Below are 18,889 nucleotides of genomic sequence, written 5' to 3' on the forward strand. Positions count from 1 at the left end.
GTGGGATTGTAGTGGAAAAAAACGGCGCGGGGCAAGTCGGAACGCGGCAGGCGGATCGAGAAGTACAAGATGCCAAATTTATTTTTAAAAAATATTGACATTATATATATATATAGTGATAACATATTTTACAAATAAACTTAAATATAGGTAGATGAAAATGAAGAAACTGATTTTGTTGTCGGTGGCTGCGATGTTGGTGACGGCATGTACTTACGCAGACCGCCGTTTTGTAACTCAAGAATCTGCAGCGGAAATACAGGCGAAAAGTCGTGCCATTCAGATAAGCGAGCGTGCCGAGCGTGCCGAATACCGTAAAGAACGCCGGGAAGAAATGATGGATGCGGCACGCGCCATCAAAAAGGCAAACGAAAATTCACCCAATATTTATTTTATCCGATAAAACTCCAGTTGGATTAGTTTTTTCTTTATTTTGAGATAATAGGACAGGTATGAAAAACTTGAAAAATATTTCCGTTGTTGCTGTGTGTGCCGTTTTGCTTGCTGCCTGCGCTTCTGAAAATTCTGTAGCCAACTATGCTATCGGCGACGATTCGGCCGTAATCAAGGCTGGTCGTAACCGTGCCGAAGCGCGAATTAGCCGTGCGGAACTGGCGCAACACCGCCGTCAACGTAAAAATGTTTCTGAGGAGTTGGCTTTGGAACGTGAAAAACGTGCCAATAAGCATGACGCAATCCGTCAAGGTATGGGTACGGCTGCCGGTGGTCTGATGCTGCTGAACGGTGTGGTTGGTACCGTGGGTGTAATGAAAAGCGTGTTCTGATTTTTGAATACTGGTTTTATGCAGAACCGGACGATATGGAGTGTGTATCGCCCGGTTTTGTTTGTTTGACGGAAGATGCCGTCTGAAGGGTTTCAGACGGCATCGGGGTCAGCGGATTTTGTTGTCCAACAGGTAGCGCGCGCCTTCGTCTTGCGCCAGCAGCCGTGTCAGGGCGGGGAGGTTTGCCGCCAATTGTTCGGCTAAAAGGTAAGGGGGATTAATCACGAACATTCCGCTGCCGTGCATACCGAAACCGTCGGTTTTCGGCGCGTGGACGTGCAGTTCGGCGTAAAGGTAGTTGTCGGGCAGGAGTTTTTTCAATTCTTCCGGCAGCTTGCGGCTTTCTTCGCGGCTGAGGCAGGGATACCAAATGAGATAACAGCCGGACTCAAACCGTTTTAAAGCGGCTTTCAGCGTTTCCGTTACACGCCGGTAGTCCTGTTTTTCCTCATAGGGCGGGTCGATGAGAATAACAGCGCGTCGCGGCGGGGGCGGCAGCAGGGAAATCAGCCCTTTGTAACCGTCTTCGCGCAACACTTGTCCGCGTTTGCCCAATCCCGCTTCGCCCATATTGTTTTGCAGATGGACAAAGTCGGTGGGGTGCAGCTCAAACAGGCGCAATTTGTCGCCGATGCGGATCAGCGATTGCGCCAGCCACGGAGAGCCGCAGTAAAGTTCGGGCGAGGGCAGGATTTTTTGTATGTGCGCGGCAAAGTCAGAGAGTTCGGCAGGCAGGTTTTGCGCCTGTCGGAGCAGGGCGATGCCTTGCCGGTATTCGCCGACTTTCTGCGCCTCGCTGCCTTCGAGATTGTACAAACCCGCGCCGCCGTGCGTGTCGATGTACCAGTAGGGCTTGTCTTTGCGGTTGAAATATTGCAGCACTAAAAACAAGGTGAAGTGTTTGAGCATATCGGCGTGGTTGCCGGCGTGAAATGCGTGTCTGTAACTGAGCATGGTATGTATGAAAGCCGTTTGTGCGGAAATGCCGTCTGAACGCGGGAACATGGTTTCAGACGGCATGACGTAATGGAAAACAAATGCCGAATCAGCGTTTTTCGCCGATTTTGCTTTCTTTGCCTTTAATCAGGTTGAGGATGTTGCTCTTATGGCGGAGCAACACCAATATGGCGATTGCGAGGGTTGCGAAAATCCAAGAAGTATGCGGCATAAAAAACAGTGCGGCAAGGGGGGCGGCGGTTGTGGCGACCAGCGCGGCAAGGGAGGATACTTTGAAGCCGAATGCCATCACAAGCCAAATCAACGCGCAGACCAAGGCAGTTGCAGGAGAGAGTGCCAGAAGCACGCCCAATGCCGTTGCCACGCCTTTGCCGCCCTTAAATCCGAAAAACACCGGCCACATATGCCCGACCAGCGCGGCGAGTGCGACGGCGGCGATTGCGCTGTCGGATAAACCGAGCGGTTCTTGAAGCACGCGTGCAAGCAAAACGGCAACCAAACCTTTGGCGGCATCGCCCAAGAGCGTCAGCGCGGCCGCCTTTTTTTTGCCGCTGCGTAAAACATTGGTCGCGCCGGGATTGCCCGATCCGTAGGTGCGCGGGTCGTCCATCCCGTAATACTTGGAAACGATGACGGCGAAAGAAAGTGAACCGATTAAATAGGAAACGGCGACGGCCGGTATGTTGAACATTTGCGGTACTTTACTTAGAATGGTGCGGTTATTTTAGCAAAAAACGGGGCGGATTATGGATAAAATCTTTTTGCACGGCATGAAGGCGGATACGCTTATCGGCGTGTACGGCTGGGAACGCGAACGGTTGCAGACCCTGATTGTCGATTTGGACATCGGCGTTCCCGAGAAAGCGGGTTCGGACGACGATATTGCCAATACGGTGCATTATGCCGAGGTATGCGAAACGCTGCGCCGACATCTGAAAGAACAGGATTTCCTGCTTTTGGAAGCGTTGGCGGAATATATTGCCGATTTGGTTTTGGGATATTTCGGCGCGGTGTGGGTGCACGTGAAAATCGTCAAGCCGGGTATTTTGGAAGGCGTGCGCGAGGTTGGAGTGGAAATCGAGCGCGGCAAGCGTGAAGATTGAACGGCAGAATAGGAAACGGAAAGGAGATATGAAGTGGATTTGAGGGAAGTAAAATTAGGCGGCGAAACCATTTACGAGGGCGGTTTCGTCAGTATCAGCAGGGATAAGGTCAGGCTGCCCAACGGCAATGAAGGGCAGCGCATCGTCATCCGGCATCCGGGCGCGGCGTGCGTGTTGGCGGTAACGGATGACGAAAAGGTCGTTTTGGTGCGGCAGTGGCGTTATGCGGCAAATCAGGCGACATTGGAACTTCCTGCGGGCAAGCTGGATGTGGCGGGCGAGGATATGGCAGCGTGTGCGCTGCGAGAATTGGCGGAGGAAACGCCTTATGTTGCCGACAGCGTGCGCCTGCTGTACAGTTTTTATACGGCGGTCGGTTTTTGCAATGAAAAAATGTATCTGTTCGAGGCGGAAGGCGTGCGCTTGGGCAGTACGCTTTCTAATGATGAAGATGAAATAACGGAAACCGTGCTGATGTCGAAAGATGAAGTCCGTCAGGCATTGGCAAACGATGAAATTAAAGACGGTAAAACATTAATCGGTTTGCAATACTGGCTGATGAAGGATTGACAGGATGTTGGAACCGCCCGCCGGAGTAAGTCGGCGGGCATTTTGTTTGGCGGATCGGATATGCCTTTTCGGCTTGTCTCTGGGTGCGTACTTTAAAGTAATTCGTGCTTTAGTAATAAGAGGGAAAAGGGTATGATAATTACCCAAACGAACGTGATAATTTTTAAGAATGGGTAATAATGAATATCTTCGTTACTGATTTTTCTTACTGGTTTATGAGTTTATTAACGCTTTCTTATATACCGTCCGTTCATTCATCGGATGATGATATTGATTTTGGCAAAAGGATTATGACGGTTACTTTTTTGCATTTTTAGGCACAGTGATAGAGCGTTTTTTAAGAAAAAGCCTTGGTAGGTTTATCCTCCCAAGGCTTTTTCTTTGTTATAGACCTAAAAGCCCAATTTGAATTTGAGAACGGTATAGTGGATTAAATTTAAACCGGTACGGCGTTGCCTCGCCTTGCCGTACTATCTGTACTGTCTGCGGCTCGCCGCCTTGTCCTGATTTAAATTTAATCCACTATAATTGGCACAGGCAGTATTTAAACAAGCGAAGCCAATTTATAGATTATGTCAAAACCAAAGGAAGCAATTTTTTGCGGTTATTTGACTGCCGTCCCTATCTTCAGCCCGAGCCAAGTCAGCAGCAGCGAACCTGCCGTGTGTAGGAAAATATTGGCAAGTGCCGAAGCGGGACGGTTCGATTGGAGCAGGGTTACGGTTTCCAGTGAAAATCCGGAAAGCGTGGTCAGGCTGCCGAAAAAACCGGTAATCAGCAGCAGCTTCCATTGCGGATGGCTGACGGTTTCGGCAAAGATGCCGATGAGCAGCGCGCCCGTCCAGTTGGCAAACAGGTTGCCTGTGGCGGGAGACAACGATGCGGGGACGGCGAGGTTGAGCAGCCAACGCGCCGTTGTGCCGAATATTGCACCGATGGAAAGGGGGAGGATGTTGGAAAGCATGGTTTTGTCTGCCTATGCCGTCTGAAGGCTACAGCCATATGCCGCGCTCGGACTTCAGATAGCGGTTGTCGTCGAAAGTGTTGATCCAATGGGGCTTCAGTGCCACGAAAATGGCAGTTGAAATGCCGCTGAGGAAGGCTTCCGCCCACGCCAGCAGAATAAAGACGGGCAGGGCGGTCGTCCACAATATTTCGGACGGAAAAGCGTTTGCGGCATCCAAAATACCGATCAGCACCAGCCCGGTCAGCAGAATGCCGGCGGCGGAAGCGAGAAAGCCGTTGACGAAAATAAAGATGAAAATATTGGGCGGCAGACGGTTGACCAGCATACGCGACAGGCGGTTGACGACAAGCGCGGGCAGTATCAGCACCAAAGCGTTCGGCGGATATGCGCCGGCAGAACCGGCAAACAGCAGGCAGTAGGGCAGCATCAGCAGCGCGGCAAGCCAAAGGGCGGCGGAGGTATCCACCATCAGTGTAACCAGATTGACGGCAAGCAGGTGGTAGTTCATCTGGGCAAGCTGTCCGCCGCCGACAGAGGCGTTCAGACACCATGCTGCGGAAAAAATTACGGTACACAGGGGAAGGGCGGAACGGTAGCGGGCAAGCGAACGGAATGCCGACGGCGCGGAAGCTGCCAGTATCAGGATAAGGACAATCCACGAAACCGACAGTACCACATCTGAAAACCAGACTGTTTGGAAAATCATGGTAATGCCGCAAAGATTAAGGGAAGGGGCGGCTATTATACTGTCGGCGGGGGCAAACCGAAAGCCGAATCGGTTTCGGCAGAATTGTCGGCCGGTTGTTTTTTTTGGGCTGGAAACACGTTAAAATAAACTCGGTTAATCGTTTGTCTTGCGGGAAACGGCATATGTTTTGGATAGTTTTGATCGTTATTTTGTTGCTTGCGCTTGCCGGCCTGTTTTTTGTCCGCGCACAATCCGAACGCGAGTGGATGCGCGAGGTTTCTGCGTGGCAGGAAAAGAAAGGGGAAAAACAGGCGGAGCTGCCTGAAATCAAAGACGGTATGCCCGATTTTCCCGAGTTTTCCCTGATGCTTTTCCATGCCGTCAAAACGGCAGTGTATTGGCTGTTTGTCGGTGTCGTCCGTTTCTGCCGAAACTATCTGGCGCACGAATCCGAACCGGACAGGCCCGTTCCGCCTGCTTCTGCAAACCGTGCGGATGTTCCGACCGCATCCGACGGGTATTCAGACAGTGGAAACGGGACGGAAGAAGCGGAAACGGAAGCAGCAGAAGCTGCGGAGGAAGAGGCTGCCGATACGGAAGACATTGCAACTGCCGTAATCGACAACCGCCGCATCCCATTCGACCGGAGTATTGCTGAAGGGTTGATGCAGTCTGAAAGCAAAACTTCGCCCGTCCGTCCGGTTTTTAAGGAAATCACTTTGGAAGAAGCAACGCGTGCTTTAAGCAGCGCGGCTTTAAGGGAAACGAAAAAACGCTATATCGATGCATTTGAGAAAAACGGAACAGCCGTCCCCAAAGTACGCGTGTCCGATACCCCGATGGAAGGGCTGCAGATTATCGGTTTGGACGACCCTGTGCTTCAACGCACGTATTCCCGTATGTTTGATGCGGACAAAGAAGCGTTTTCCGAGTCTGCGGATTACGGATTTGAGCCGTATTTTGAGAAGCAGCATCCGTCTGCCTTTTCTGCAGTCAAAGCCGAAAATGCACGGAATGCGCCGTTCCGCCGTCATGCAGGGCAGGAGAAAGGGCAGGCGGAGGCAAAATCCCCGGATGTTTCCCAAGGGCAGTCCGTTTCAGACGGCACAGCCGTCCGCGATGCCCGCCGCCGCGTTTCCGTCAATTTGAAAGAACCGAACAAGGCAACGGTTTCTGCGGAGGCGCGGATTTCGCGCCTGATTCCGGAAAGTCGGACGGTTGTCGGGAAACGGGATGTCGAAATGCCGTCTGAAACCGAAAATGTTTTCACGGAAACCGTTTCGTCTGTGGGATACGGCGGTCCGGTTTATGATGAAGCTGCCGATATCCATATTGAAGAGCCTGCCGCGCCCGATGCTTGGGTGGTCGAACCACCCGAAGTGCCGGAGGTAGCCGTACCCGAAATCGATATTCTGCCGCCGCCTCCCGTATCGGAAATCTACAACCGTACCTATGAGCCGCCGGCAGGATTCGAGCAGGCGCAACGCAGCCGCATTGCCGAAACCGACCATCTTGCCGCTGATGTTTTGAATGGAGGTTGGCAGGAGGAAACCGCCGCTATTGCAGATGACGGCAGTGAGGGTGCGGCAGAGCGGTCAAGCGGGCAATATCTGTCGGAAACCGAAGCGTTCGGGCATGACAGTCAGGCGGTTTGTCCGTTTGAAGATGTGCCGTCTGAACGCCCGTCCTGCCGGGTATCGGATACGGAAGCGGATGAAGGGGCGTTCCAATCGGAAGAGACCGGTGCGGTATCCGAACACCTGCCGACAACCGACCTGCTTCTGCCTCCGCTGTTCAATCCCGAGGCGACGCAAACCGAAGAAGAACTGTTGGAAAACAGCATCACCATCGAAGAAAAATTGGCGGAGTTCAAAGTCAAGGTCAAGGTTGTCGATTCTTATTCCGGCCCCGTGATTACGCGTTATGAAATCGAACCCGATGTCGGCGTGCGCGGCAATTCCGTTCTGAATTTGGAAAAAGACTTGGCGCGTTCGCTCGGCGTGGCTTCCATCCGCGTTGTCGAAACCATCCCCGGCAAAACCTGCATGGGTTTGGAACTTCCGAACCCGAAACGCCAAATGATACGCCTGAGCGAAATTTTCAATTCGCCCGAGTTTGCCGAATCCAAATCCAAGCTGACGCTCGCGCTCGGTCAGGACATTACCGGACAGCCCGTCGTAACCGACTTGGGCAAAGCACCGCATTTGCTGGTTGCCGGCACGACCGGTTCGGGCAAATCGGTGGGTGTCAACGCGATGATTCTGTCTATGCTTTTCAAAGCCGCGCCGGAAGACGTGCGTATGATTATGATCGATCCGAAAATGCTGGAATTGAGCATTTACGAAGGCATCACGCACCTGCTCGCCCCTGTCGTTACCGATATGAAGCTGGCGGCAAACGCGCTGAACTGGTGTGTTAACGAAATGGAAAAACGCTACCGCCTGATGAGCTTTATGGGCGTGCGCAATCTTGCGGGCTTCAACCAAAAAACCGCCGAAGCCGCAGCAAGGGGAGAAAAAATCGGCAATCCGTTCAGCCTCACGCCCGACGATCCCGAACCTTTGGAAAAACTGCCGTTTATCGTGGTCGTGGTCGATGAGTTTGCCGATTTGATGATGACGGCAGGCAAGAAAATCGAAGAACTGATTGCGCGCCTCGCCCAAAAAGCCCGCGCGGCAGGCATCCACCTTATCCTTGCCACACAACGCCCCAGCGTCGATGTCATCACGGGTCTGATTAAGGCGAACATCCCGACGCGTATCGCGTTCCAAGTGTCCAGCAAAATCGACAGCCGCACGATTCTCGACCAAATGGGCGCGGAAAACCTGCTCGGTCAGGGCGATATGCTGTTCCTGCCGCCGGGTACTGCCTATCCGCAGCGCGTTCACGGCGCGTTTGCCTCGGATGAAGAGGTGCACCGCGTGGTCGAATATCTGAAGCAGTTTGGCGAGCCGGACTATGTTGACGATATTTTGAGCGGCGGCGGCAGCGAAGAGCTGCCCGGTATCGGGCGCAGCGGCGACGGCGAAACCGATCCGATGTACGACGAGGCCGTATCCGTTGTCCTGAAAACGCGCAAAGCCAGCATTTCGGGCGTACAGCGCGCCTTGCGTATCGGCTACAACCGCGCCGCGCGTCTGATTGACCAAATGGAAGCGGAAGGCATTGTGTCCGCACCGGAACACAACGGCAACCGTACGATTCTCGTCCCCTTGGACAATGCTTGATTTTTTTGCAAATAAAAATGCCGTCTGAAGACTGTTTCAGACGGCATTTTTATAGTGGATTAACAAAAATCAGGACAAGGCGGCGAAGCCGCAGACAGTACAGATAGTACGGCAAGGCGAGGCAACGCCGTACCGGTTTAAATTTAATCCACTATATCAGACGTTTGAATTCGGATTATTCCCTAACCTGTCCCGTGCCTTGTACGATGTATTTGTAACTCGTCAGCTCTTTCAAACCCATCGGGCCCCGGGCGTGGAGTTTTTGCGTGGAGATGCCCATTTCGCAACCCAAGCCGAATTCGCCGCCGTCGGTGAAGCGCGTGGACGCGTTGATATACACGGCGGCAGAATCGATATGGGTCGTGAAATAGTCCGCAGCGTGGCGGTTTTCGGTAACGATGCCGTCTGAATGGTGCGTGCCGCGGGCTTCGATGTGCCCGACCGCCTCTTCAACCGAAGCGACGGTTTTCACGGCGAGGATGTAGTCTAAAAACTCGGTATCGAAATCGTCTGCACCCGCCGCTTCGCCGCCGATATACCGCGCCGCCTGCGGATCCAAACGGAAGCGGACGGGCGGCAGTCCGGCTTCTATACGGCCGCGAACCAACAGCCGTTCGAGCTTGGGCAGGAAGTCGGCAGCAATGCCTTCATGCACCAGCAGCACTTCCATCGAGTTGCACACGGACGGGCGGCCGGTTTTGGCGTTGTACACGATACGGAGTGCCTTGTCCCAATCCGCGTCCTTGTCGATATAAATGTGGACGATGCCCGTCCCCGTTTCAATGACCGGCACGACGGCATTTTCAACCACCGCCCGTATCAGCCCTGCCCCGCCGCGCGGAATCAGCAGGTCTAGATAATCTTTCGCCCTCATCATTTCGTAACTGCCCTCACGCCCTGTGTCTTCGATGAGCTGTACGGCTTCGGGGTCGATGCGGGTTTGTGCCAACCCCGTTTTCAGGGCGGCAACGATGGCGCGTGCGGATTGAAATGCATCTTTGCCGCTGCGGAGTACGACCGCGCTGCCGCTTTTCAGTGCCAAAGCCGCCGCATCGGAAGTAACGTTCGGGCGGCTTTCGTAAATAATGCCGATAACGCCCATCGCCACGCGCTTTTTGACGATTTCCAAGCCGTTGGGCAGAGTCGAGGTTTCCAGTATTTCGCCCACGGGGTCGGGCAGCGCGGCAACCGCCCTGATGCCGTCCGCCATCGCGCAAATGCGTTTGCCGTCCAACAAAAGGCGGTCGGTCATGCTGTCGGGAATTTTGCCTGCCGCCGCTTTCAAATCCAAACGGTTTGCCGCCAAAATATCTTCCGCCGCCGCTTCCAGACTGTCCGCCATAGCAAGCAGCGCGCGGTTTTTTTCTTCCGCATCCGCCGTGTTGACGGATTTTTTTGCCGCTTTGGCAAGGGCAAGCTGTTTTTGTGTGTTTGACATGGGTTTCCTTTTCTAAAATTCGGTCAGAAGCAGGCGTATTTCGGGCGTGATGGAAATCCAATCGTCCCGATGGATGAACACGCCTTTCGCCTTACGCGATTTGAGCAGGTCTTCGGCGGCGGCGGAGCCGAAAAGGACGCGCCCTTTGCCCAGGGGCTGTTTGGTTGCCTTGCTGTACACGGTTACGGTGTCCATACGGGAAAAATGCCCTTCGATTCCGGCAATGCCCGACATCAGCAGGCTTTTCCCTTGTTCGGACAAAGCGTGTTCCGCACCTTCGTCCACATAAACGCTGCCCCGGCTTTCGGAATAGAACGCCAGCCATTGCTTCTGTGTCCGCAAACCTTTGGCACGGGGGACGAAAAACGAGCCGTCCGCCTGATGTTCGGCGGCTTCGGCCAATGAATCGGGTTTGAGTGAGGAACAGATATACACCGGTACGCCGGATTCGGCGGCGATGGTTGCCGCTTTGATTTTGGTCAGCATACCGCCCGTGCCGTTTGCCGAACCCGAGCCGCCCGCCATTTCGATGATTTCATGGTTGATGTGTTCGATTTTGTCCAGCCGTACGGCATCGGGATTGCTGTTCGGGTTGCCGGTGTAAAGACCGTCTATGTCGGTCAGCAGCACCAAGAGGTCTGCCTGTATCATCGCCGCCACTTGCGCACTCAATGTGTCGTTGTCGCCGATTTTCAACTCCTCAACCGAAACCGTGTCGTTTTCATTGATGATGGGAATCGCGCGGCGTTGCAGCAGCACGGAAAGTGCGCCGCCGGCATTTTGGTAGCGGCGTTTGTCGGCAAAGTCGGCACGGCTGAGCAGGATTTGTGCGGACACGATGCCGTCTGAAGACAGGTTTGCCGTATATTCTTCCATCAGCAGCCCCTGCCCGACGGCGGCGGAAGCCTGTTTGTCGGCGATTTTGACCGGACGTTTTTTGAAACCCAGCGCGCCGAACCCTGCAGCAACCGCGCCGGAAGACACCAAGACCAGCTCGTGTCCCGCATGATGCAATGCGGCAAGCTGGCGGGTGATGGTTTGGATTTTGCCGCGCGAGAGGCTGCCGTCCGAATGGGTAATCGAAGATGTGCCGACTTTAAATACGATTCTTTTGTATTTCATTGTTTCCGTCCTTGTTGGTTTGTCCTGTCTCGTTGCCGCCTTGTACCGCCGAATTTGCCCTGTTCTGTCGCAATTGTCAACAATCACGCCGCATCTGCAATAAAATAGACAAAATGTATAAAATTAATAAAATTTATAGCAACTTATTGAGATTTTTTCAAATTAATATTGCCGTTTTGTCCAAAATGCGTATAATCCTGTCCATATTTCTGCTGCGGGCTGATTTATTTTAGACAAGGACTACCATGCAATTAGATATAGACCGTCTGGTCGCCTATTTCGGCGGCGTGAACGCGCTTGCCGAAGCGTTGAAACGGCACGATCCTGAAAATGCCGCGACGACCGCCGCCATCTACAAATGGCGCACACGCGGCTCGCTGCCTTTGGCGCAACTGCAAAAATTGACCGCGCTTGCCGAATCGCAAGGAAGACCGCTGGATTTGAATGCTTTTTTACAAAAAAACGAATCTCTGGAGAGAACAGAAATGACACAGGCCAACCGCGTTATTATTTTCGACACCACCCTGCGCGACGGCGAACAATCGCCCGGCGCCGCTATGACCAAAGAGGAAAAAATCCGCGTTGCCCGCCAGTTGGAAAAATTGGGCGCGGACATCATCGAAGCGGGTTTTGCCGCCGCCAGCCCGGGCGATTTCGAGGCGGTCAATGCGATTGCGAAAACCATTACCAAATCAACGGTCTGTTCATTGTCCCGCGCCATCGAGCGGGACATCCGTCAGGCGGGTAAGGCCGTTGCGCCCGCGCCGAAAAAACGCATCCACACCTTCATCGCCACCAGCCCCATCCATATGGAGTACAAGCTGAAGATGAAGCCGAAGCAGGTGATTGAGGCGGCGGTCAAAGCGGTAAAAATCGCTCGTGAATACACCGACGATGTGGAATTTTCCTGCGAAGACGCGTTGCGTTCGCAAATCGATTTCCTTGCCGAAATCTGCGGCGCGGTGATTGAAGCGGGCGCGACCACCATCAATATTCCCGATACCGTCGGCTATTCCATCCCGTACAAAACCGAAGAATTTTTCCGCGAACTGATTGCCAAAACGCCCAACGGCGGCAAAGTCGTCTGGTCGGCACACTGCCACAACGATTTGGGCTTGGCGGTTGCCAATTCGCTTGCCGCATTAAAAGGCGGCGCGCGTCAGGTGGAATGTACCGTTAACGGTTTGGGCGAACGCGCGGGGAATGCTTCGGTTGAAGAAATCGTGATGGCGTTGAAGGTGCGCCACGACTTGTTCGGCTTGGAAACCGGCATCGATACCACGCAAATCGTGCCTTCGTCCAAACTGGTGTCCACCATTACGGGCTATCCCGTGCAGCCCAATAAAGCCATTGTCGGCGCGAATGCCTTTTCGCACGAATCGGGCATCCATCAGGACGGGGTGCTGAAACACCGCGAAACTTACGAGATTATGTCTGCCGAATCGGTCGGTTGGTCGGCAAACCGATTGAGCTTGGGCAAATTGTCCGGCCGCAACGCCTTCAAAACCAAGCTGGCGGATTTGGGCATCGAGTTGGAAAGCGAAGAGGCACTGAACGCGGCATTTGCACGCTTCAAAGAACTCGCCGACAAAAAACGCGAAATCTTCGATGAAGACCTGCACGCGCTGGTGTCGGACGAAATGGGCAATATGAATGCCGAAAGCTATAAATTCATTTCTCAAAAAATCAGCACCGAAACCGGCGAAGAGCCGCGCGCCGACATCGTGTTCGGCATCAAAGGCGAAGAAAAACGCGCTTCCGCAACCGGCTCCGGTCCTGTTGATGCAATTTTCAAAGCGATTGAGAGCGTGGCGCAAAGCGGCGCGACTTTGCAGATTTATTCCGTCAACGCCGTCACGCAAGGTACGGAAAGCCAAGGCGAAACCAGCGTCCGTTTGGCGCGCGGCAACCGCGTCGTCAACGGTCAGGGCGCGGATACCGACATTTTGGCGGCGACCGCCAAAGCTTACCTTTCCGCTTTGAGCAAGCTGGAATTTAGTGCCGCCAAACCGAAGGCGCAGGGCAGCGGTACGATTTGAGCGTGAAAACAGACGATGCCGTCTGAAGCATAAAAAGGCTTCAGACGGCATTGCGGCGATATAGTGGATTAAATTTAAACCGGTACGGCGTTGCCTCGCCTTGCCGTACTATTTGTACTGTCTGCGGCTCGCCGCCTTGTCCTGATTTAAATTTAATCCACTATAATAGGGCGCAAAACCCATTTGAAAAGGAAAATGATGGATTCCCGAAAATTTACCGAAGCATCCAAACGGCGGTTGGGCGAATTGTTGGATGCCAAAAGCGAACAAGGCAACACGATGCGTTGCGACGAGGTTCAAGGTTTTATGACGGCGCTGTTGAGCGGGCCGGACAAATTGGCACCGCTCGACTGGCTGCCCGAAGTGTTGGGCGACGAATCGCAATTTACCGCCGCCGAACGTTCCGAAATCGAACGGCTGGTTTTGGCAATGGCGATGGAAACAACCGCCGCGATGTCGGATAAAAAGCTGCCCGATTTGTGGCTCTACGACGACGGCGAGGGCGGCAGCGATTTTTACACTTGGTGCAACGCCTATCTTTACGGTTTGGACATTGTGCCGACCGATTGGTTTGAAGCCGCCGATGATGAAGCGTTTGAAGAGCTGTTTTACCCCGTGATGGCATTGGGCGGCATTTACGACGAAGAGGAAAACGGCGCTATCCGCCTGCAATTCACCGAAGGCGAGCTGGCGGAACTTGCGTCCGAACTGCCTTACGCGCTGGCAGACATCTACCGCTACTGGCAGGCGGTCATCAACAAACCGCAAACCGTCCGCAGGGAAGGGGAAAAAACCGGCAGGAACGATCCCTGTCCGTGCGGCAGCGGCAGGAAATACAAGGCGTGTTGCGGTAAGAATTGAAGCGTTTGTTTTCATCTGAACCAAACGTAAAAATGCCGTCTGAAACCGGATTTCCATGTTTCAGACGGTATTTTTCACAGGCGGTCAGTGCTGTTTTTTCATGCCGAACCGGACAAAGCCGACGATACCCAAAACAATCATCGGGACGCTCAACCATTGCCCCATCGACAGCCCCAAGGTCAGCAGCCCGAGATAGTCGTCGGGTTGGCGCGCAAATTCGGCAATAAAGCGGAACACGCCGTAGCCGCCGAGAAAAAGCGCGGCAGTCTGCCCGGTCGGGCGCGGTTTTTTGGAAAACAGCCAAACGACGGCGAACAGGCAGATGCCTTCAAGGGCAAACTGATAAAGCTGCGAGGGATGACGCGGCAGCATACCGTATTGTTGCAGCCATTCTGCCCAAAGCGGATTGTGCGCGGCGGCTTCGGCATCTTCGTAATGCGCTTGCGGGAAGCCCATTGCCCAAAATGCGTTAATGTCGGTAATGCGTCCCCAAAGTTCGCCGTTGATAAAGTTGCCGATACGTCCCGAAGCGAGACCCAGCGGAACGAGCGGCGCGACCGTGTCCATCAGTTTGAGGAAGCCGATGCCGTGCTTGCGGCTGAACAACCATATGGCAATAACTACACCCAAAAAGCCGCCGTGGAACGACATTCCGCCTTCCCATACCTTGAAAATATCAAGCGGATGGGCGAGGTAGTCGGAGAATTTGTAAAACAGGACATAGCCCAAGCGTCCGCCCAAAATCACGCCCAAAATGCCCCATGTCAGGAAGTCGTCGAGCGATTCTTTGGTAAAAACGGACAAGCCTTGCGCGATGCGCCTTCTGCCGAGAAAGGTAAAAAGAATAAATCCGAGGATGTAGCTTAAGGCATACCAGCGCACGGCAAGCGGGCCGATACTGATGAGGACGGGATCGAATTGGTGATGGATAATCATAACGGGCTTTCGTTTTCAAATGCCGTCTGAAAGACGCAAAAGGGCTTTCAGACGGCATTTTCAGTGGGGAGTGTCAGCGCAAATCGCCGGCGACGTTCAAAATGGCGGAAAGCACCGCTTCCCCAAGCCGCAAAGAACGCTGGCCGTTCCAGCCGAAGTCGTCGTCGGGCAGGTTGGCGTTGTCTTTGAACGGCATTTCCAGCGTGTAGGCAAGGCAGTTGAAACGGTTGCCGACCCAGTTGGTCGCCAAGGTCATATTCGCTTTGCCCGGCGCGTCTTTTTCGTAACCGTATTCGTCTTGGAAATCGGGGCTGGCGTTCAAAAGGGCGGTTTTGAACTGCGCTTCCAACGCGGAAATGCGCGGATTGTAGTTCGGCACACCTTCCGTTCCTGCAACAAAGACAAAGGGCAGACCTTCATCGCCGTGGATGTCCAAAAACAAATCCACGCCGGTTTCCAGCATTTTTCCGCGCACGAAGAACACTTCGGGGCTTTTTTCCAAAGTCGGGTTTTCCCATTCGCGGTTGAGGTTCGCACCGGCGGCGTTGGTACGAAGGTTGCCCAGTGCCGAACCGTCGGGATTCATATTGGGGACGATGTAGAACGTGGCGCGGTCGAGCAGGGTGCGTGCTGTCGGGTCTTGCGAATCGAGCAGCCTGCCGAGCAGCCCTTCGACAAACCATTCCGCCATGGTTTCTCCCGGGTGCTGGCGGGCGGTAATCCAGATTTTCATGTCGCTTTCGACTTGGTTGCCTATGGTCAGCAGATTGATGTCGCGGCCTTGCACGGTGCTGCCCAAGTCGTCGATGCGGCACAGGCCGCTGCCTTGCGCGTCGCCGAGGAGGTTGAGGTGCTGCTCTTCGGAATAGGGTTCGAAATAGGCGTAATACACGCTGTTGGACAGCGGCGTATGATTGACGGTCAGTACGCCGTTTTCGTAGGAAGTCGGTACGCGGAACCAGTTGCGGCGGTCGTATGAGGCACACGCCTGATAGCCTTCCCAGCCTTTCGGGTAGGCGGCTTCTGCCGCGTTTTCAAAATGCATGATGCAGTTTTGATAGGCCGCGCCTTGCAGCCGGAAGTAGAACCATTGTGCGAAATCGGAGGCGTTGTCGGAACGCAGGGCGAGGCGGATGTTGGAAGGGTCGGTCAGGTCTTTGACGACGACCGAGCCGGCATCGAAGCGGGTGCTGATTTTAATCATGGGAAAGTCCTTGCTGTCGCCGGTTTCTCGAACCGGATAAACCGCGATTTTACCGCCCGTATCGCAAGGCTTCAACCTGCCCGAAGGTGTGCCAAACGCCGTCTGAAGATTGTTTCAGACGGCGTTTGGCGTTAACATAAGCCGAAATTGTCAACAATATGGAGCCGTTATGGAGTTTGAAAACATTATTTCCGCCGCCGACAAGGCGCGTATCCTTGCCGAAGCACTGCCTTACATCCGCCGGTTTTCCGGTTCGGTCGCCGTCATCAAGTATGGCGGCAACGCGATGACCGAACCTGCCTTGAAAGAAGGGTTTGCCCGCGATGTCGTGCTGCTGAAGCTGGTCGGCATTCATCCCGTCATCGTTCACGGCGGCGGGCCGCAGATCAATGCGATGCTTGAAAAAGTCGGCAAAAAGGGCGAATTTGTCCAAGGAATGCGCGTTACCGACAAAGAGACGATGGATATTGTCGAAATGGTATTGGGCGGGCACGTCAACAAGGAAATCGTGTCGATGATTAACACATATGGAGGGCACGCGGTCGGCGTGAGCGGGCGCGACGACCATTTCATTAAGGCGAAGAAACTTTTGGTCGATACGCCCGAACAGAATAGCGTGGACATCGGACAGGTCGGTACGGTGGAAAGCATCGATACCGGTTTGGTTAAAGGGCTGATAGAACGCGGCTGCATTCCCGTCGTCGCCCCCGTCGGCGTAGGTGAAAAAGGCGAAGCGTTCAACATCAACGCCGATTTGGTGGCAGGCAAATTGGCGGAAGAATTGAACGCCGAAAAACTCTTGATGATGACGAATATCGCCGGTGTGATGGACAAAACGGGCAATCTGCTGACCAAACTCACGCCGAAACGGATTGATGGGCTGATTGCCGACGGCACGCTGTATGGCGGTATGCTGCCGAAAATCGCTTCTGCGGTCGAAGCCGCCGCCAACGGTGTGAAAGCCACGCACATCATCGACGGCAGGTTGCCCAACGCGCTTTTGCTGGAAATCTTTACCGATGCCGGTATCGGGTCGATGATTTTAGGCAGAGGGGAAGATGCCTGAAGCAAAGTCGGAAAATGCCGGCTTTGGCGGGAAGCCGGTTTCTGCTTTTTGGGTTTCGGGCAATTTCTAAGTTGTTATTCCCGAGAAAACAGAAACCACAACAGAAACCTAAAATCCGTCATTCCCGCCGGGAATTTGGTTTTTTTGAAATCCGGTTGTTTTGGATAAATTCTCCGGCTTTGATTTTCTGTTTTTCCGATAACGCCATAACTTTGAAATTTCGTCATTCCCGCGCAGGCGGGAATCCAGACCTGTCGGCACGGAAACTTATCGGGAAAAAAAGGTTTCTTTAGATTTTACGTCCTAGATTCCCACTTTCGTGGGAATGACGGGATGTGGATTTTTGTGCGGATTTGAACCGGTAAGGGTGGTGTGGGATTGGTGGAATGACGAAATATAAGTTTCCGTGCGGACGGATCAAGATTCCCACTTTCGTGGGAATGACGGTGGAAAGATTGTTGTTTTTCCCGATGAATTCCTGTGGCTTTGGGTTTTTGGGATTTCAGCCTCAATGCCGTCTGAACGCCGAATCGGGCTTCAGACGGCATTGCGTCATTTGAAATTCAAAACCGGCCAGCCTTTTTCTTTGGCTTCTTTTTCCAGTTCGGCATCGGGGTTGACGGCGACGGGTTCGCTGACGAGGCGCAGCAGCGGCAGGTCGTTTTTGGAGTCGCTGTAAAAATAGGTTTTGCCGTAGCTTTCGAGCGTTTCGCCGCGTTCGGCGAGCCATTGGTTCAGACGGGTGATTTTGCCTTCTTTGAGGCTGGGCGTGCCGATGTAATTGCCGGTGTAGCGGCCGTCGGGACCGGTCTCGAGTTGTGTGCCGATCATGTTGGCGATGCCGAAAAGGCGGCAGACGGGGGTGATGATGAACTCGTTGGTTGAGGAAATCACGAGGGTTTCGTCGCCTGCCATTTGGTGGCTCTGCACCAGCATACGCTGCATAGGCGAGATGTGGGGGATGATGTATTCCGCCATAAATTCGCGGTGAAACTCCGCCAGCTCTTCTTTGCTGTAACGGGCGAGCGGGGCGAGGTGGAGTTTGAGGAATGCGTCGATGTCGAGGCAGCCGTTTTGGTAGTCGCGGTAGAATTTTTCGTTTTGCGCTTCGGTTTCGGCAGCGTCAACCAACCCTTTTTTGATGAGGTATTGCGGCCAGGCGTGGTCGGAATCGGTGTTGATGAGGGTGTTGTCGAGGTCGAAGATGGCGAGGTTTTTCATTGGGTTTCCTGTTGTTTCAAAAGCTGGCGAAGCAGCGGCAGGGTAATGCGTTTGCCCATGGTTACGGCGTAGTTGTCCAGCGTGTCGAGCATCATCATCAGGCTGTCCATATCGCGCCGCCAGTGTTTGAGCAGGTATTCGAAAATTTCGGAATCGACGGTTACTTGGCGTGCCGCCGCCATATTGGCGAGCGCGTCGATTTTTTCTGGGTCGGTTAGGGGCTTGACTTCGTAAACGAGGCAGTATGCCATACGCGTCCGCAAATCTTCGCGGATGACGAGCTGCTGGGGCGTGTATTCCGAACCGAGCAGCAAAAAGCCTTTGCCGTTGTTGCGGAAGCGGTTGAAGATGGAAAAAAGCAGGGCTTGTTCTTCGTTGCCCAGTTTTTCGACTTGATCGACGGCGAGGTATTCTGCCTCAAACGCGGCATCGGTCAGCGGCATGGAGGCGGCATCGATATAGGCGGCGTTTTTGCCGGCTTCGAGCGCCTGTGCGACCCACGCCTGCAACAGATGGCTTTTGCCCGCGCCTTCTTCGCCCCAGACGTAGATAAACGGGTCGTGTTTATGCTGTAACACATAGACCAGTTCGGCATTTTCCGTGCCGAGGAATTTGTCGAAACTCGGATAGTCGTGTGCGGCAAAGTCGAAAATAAGCTGGTTCACAAAGGCATACCGGATGGGTTGGAATCGGGTTTATTGTACG

General features: G+C 53.7%; 18 protein-coding genes and 2 pseudogenes. 8 read left to right on the forward strand and 12 right to left on the reverse strand.

Going from position 1 to position 18,889, the window contains the following annotated elements; all coding sequences use genetic code 11:
• Positions 1 to 154: 154 nt before the first annotated feature.
• Both DFR77_RS02130 and DFR77_RS02135 read left to right on the forward strand, forming a co-directional pair.
• Positions 155 to 403, forward strand: coding sequence for a hypothetical protein (locus DFR77_RS02130; RefSeq protein WP_003688538.1), 249 nt, complete (start codon positions 155 to 157; stop codon positions 401 to 403).
• Between the two features lie 49 nt (positions 404 to 452).
• Positions 453 to 785, forward strand: a complete 333-nt coding sequence (locus DFR77_RS02135; protein WP_003688540.1) for an NGK_0946 family protein — start codon at positions 453 to 455, stop codon at positions 783 to 785.
• A 108-nt stretch (positions 786 to 893) separates the two neighbouring features.
• Here the strand turns inward: DFR77_RS02135 and DFR77_RS02140 are convergent, their stop codons facing one another.
• Positions 894 to 1,739: a 23S rRNA (adenine(2030)-N(6))-methyltransferase RlmJ gene (locus DFR77_RS02140; RefSeq protein ID WP_003698377.1), complete on the reverse strand. Its 846-nt coding sequence runs from the start codon at positions 1,737 to 1,739 to the stop codon at positions 894 to 896.
• 91 nt (positions 1,740 to 1,830) lie between these two features.
• Positions 1,831 to 2,433, reverse strand: a complete 603-nt coding sequence (gene plsY, locus DFR77_RS02145) for a glycerol-3-phosphate 1-O-acyltransferase PlsY (RefSeq protein ID WP_003691121.1) — start codon at positions 2,431 to 2,433, stop codon at positions 1,831 to 1,833.
• A 55-nt stretch (positions 2,434 to 2,488) separates the two neighbouring features.
• On the opposite strand from plsY, the gene folB reads away from it, so the two are divergent.
• Positions 2,489 to 2,845 carry a dihydroneopterin aldolase gene (folB, locus tag DFR77_RS02150; protein ID WP_003688545.1) on the forward strand — a complete coding sequence of 119 codons (357 nt, stop codon included), beginning with the start codon at positions 2,489 to 2,491 and terminating at the stop codon, positions 2,843 to 2,845.
• Positions 2,846 to 2,878: 33 nt separating this feature from the next.
• The gene (locus DFR77_RS02155) at positions 2,879 to 3,415 is read left to right on the forward strand and encodes an NUDIX hydrolase (RefSeq protein WP_003688546.1); all 537 of its coding nucleotides are present in this window, start codon (positions 2,879 to 2,881) and stop codon (positions 3,413 to 3,415) included.
• A gap of 393 nt (positions 3,416 to 3,808) precedes the next feature.
• Here DFR77_RS02155 and DFR77_RS13630 read toward each other — a convergent pair.
• The 3 genes and pseudogenes from DFR77_RS13630 to DFR77_RS02170 form a co-directional block, all read right to left on the reverse strand.
• Positions 3,809 to 3,942, reverse strand: a pseudogene (locus tag DFR77_RS13630) (IS5/IS1182 family transposase); the annotation flags it as partial.
• 77 nt (positions 3,943 to 4,019) lie between these two features.
• Positions 4,020 to 4,379, reverse strand: coding sequence for a CrcB family protein (locus DFR77_RS02165; protein ID WP_003688548.1), 360 nt, complete (start codon positions 4,377 to 4,379; stop codon positions 4,020 to 4,022).
• 28 nt (positions 4,380 to 4,407) lie between these two features.
• Entirely contained in the window at positions 4,408 to 5,088 is a 681-nt protein-coding gene (locus tag DFR77_RS02170; RefSeq protein ID WP_003691122.1) for a membrane protein, read from the reverse strand.
• A 164-nt stretch (positions 5,089 to 5,252) separates the two neighbouring features.
• Here DFR77_RS02170 and DFR77_RS02180 point away from each other — a divergent pair, with 164 nt between their 5' ends.
• Positions 5,253 to 8,297 carry a DNA translocase FtsK gene (locus DFR77_RS02180; protein ID WP_003688550.1) on the forward strand — a complete coding sequence of 1,015 codons (3,045 nt, stop codon included), beginning with the start codon at positions 5,253 to 5,255 and terminating at the stop codon, positions 8,295 to 8,297.
• A gap of 175 nt (positions 8,298 to 8,472) precedes the next feature.
• On the opposite strand, the gene DFR77_RS02190 is transcribed toward DFR77_RS02180, so the two are convergent.
• Positions 8,473 to 9,735: a glutamate-5-semialdehyde dehydrogenase gene (locus DFR77_RS02190; protein WP_003693256.1), complete on the reverse strand. Its 1,263-nt coding sequence runs from the start codon at positions 9,733 to 9,735 to the stop codon at positions 8,473 to 8,475.
• Between the two features lie 12 nt (positions 9,736 to 9,747).
• Positions 9,748 to 10,857, reverse strand: coding sequence for a glutamate 5-kinase (gene proB, locus DFR77_RS02195; protein ID WP_003691125.1), 1,110 nt, complete (start codon positions 10,855 to 10,857; stop codon positions 9,748 to 9,750).
• A 245-nt stretch (positions 10,858 to 11,102) separates the two neighbouring features.
• Between proB and DFR77_RS02205 the strand changes: the two genes are divergently transcribed.
• Positions 11,103 to 12,896: a 2-isopropylmalate synthase gene (locus DFR77_RS02205; RefSeq protein WP_010358189.1), complete on the forward strand. Its 1,794-nt coding sequence runs from the start codon at positions 11,103 to 11,105 to the stop codon at positions 12,894 to 12,896.
• Positions 12,897 to 12,954: 58 nt separating this feature from the next.
• On the opposite strand, the pseudogene DFR77_RS13635 reads toward DFR77_RS02205, so the two are convergent.
• Positions 12,955 to 13,061, reverse strand: a pseudogene (locus tag DFR77_RS13635) (IS5/IS1182 family transposase); the annotation flags it as partial.
• A 33-nt stretch (positions 13,062 to 13,094) separates the two neighbouring features.
• Between DFR77_RS13635 and DFR77_RS02210 the strand changes: the two are divergent.
• Complete coding sequence (locus DFR77_RS02210) at positions 13,095 to 13,757, forward strand: YecA/YgfB family protein (RefSeq protein ID WP_003688556.1); 663 nt, start codon at positions 13,095 to 13,097, stop codon at positions 13,755 to 13,757.
• 84 nt (positions 13,758 to 13,841) lie between these two features.
• Here the strand turns inward: DFR77_RS02210 and lgt are convergent, their stop codons facing one another.
• Positions 13,842 to 14,693: a prolipoprotein diacylglyceryl transferase gene (lgt, locus tag DFR77_RS02215; protein WP_003688557.1), complete on the reverse strand. Its 852-nt coding sequence runs from the start codon at positions 14,691 to 14,693 to the stop codon at positions 13,842 to 13,844.
• Positions 14,694 to 14,766: 73 nt separating this feature from the next.
• Positions 14,767 to 15,897 carry a M14 family metallopeptidase gene (locus tag DFR77_RS02220; protein WP_003691128.1) on the reverse strand — a complete coding sequence of 377 codons (1,131 nt, stop codon included), beginning with the start codon at positions 15,895 to 15,897 and terminating at the stop codon, positions 14,767 to 14,769.
• A 169-nt stretch (positions 15,898 to 16,066) separates the two neighbouring features.
• Here DFR77_RS02220 and argB point away from each other — a divergent pair, with 169 nt between their 5' ends.
• Entirely contained in the window at positions 16,067 to 16,963 is an 897-nt protein-coding gene (argB, locus tag DFR77_RS02225) for an acetylglutamate kinase (protein ID WP_003688559.1), read from the forward strand.
• A gap of 552 nt (positions 16,964 to 17,515) precedes the next feature.
• Here argB and DFR77_RS02240 read toward each other — a convergent pair.
• A complete protein-coding gene (locus DFR77_RS02240) occupies positions 17,516 to 18,184 on the reverse strand; it encodes a histidinol-phosphatase (RefSeq protein ID WP_003688561.1) in 669 nt (222 codons plus the stop codon).
• Complete coding sequence (gene hda / locus DFR77_RS02245; protein ID WP_003693249.1) at positions 18,181 to 18,849, reverse strand: DnaA regulatory inactivator Hda; 669 nt, start codon at positions 18,847 to 18,849, stop codon at positions 18,181 to 18,183. Before hda ends, DFR77_RS02240 begins: the two co-directional genes overlap by 4 nt.
• Between the last annotated feature and the right edge of the window lie 40 nt (positions 18,850 to 18,889).

Origin of the sequence: Neisseria gonorrhoeae, from assembly GCF_003315235.1 — a bacterium.
In the GTDB taxonomy this organism is placed as follows: Bacteria; Pseudomonadota; Gammaproteobacteria; order Burkholderiales; family Neisseriaceae; genus Neisseria; species Neisseria gonorrhoeae.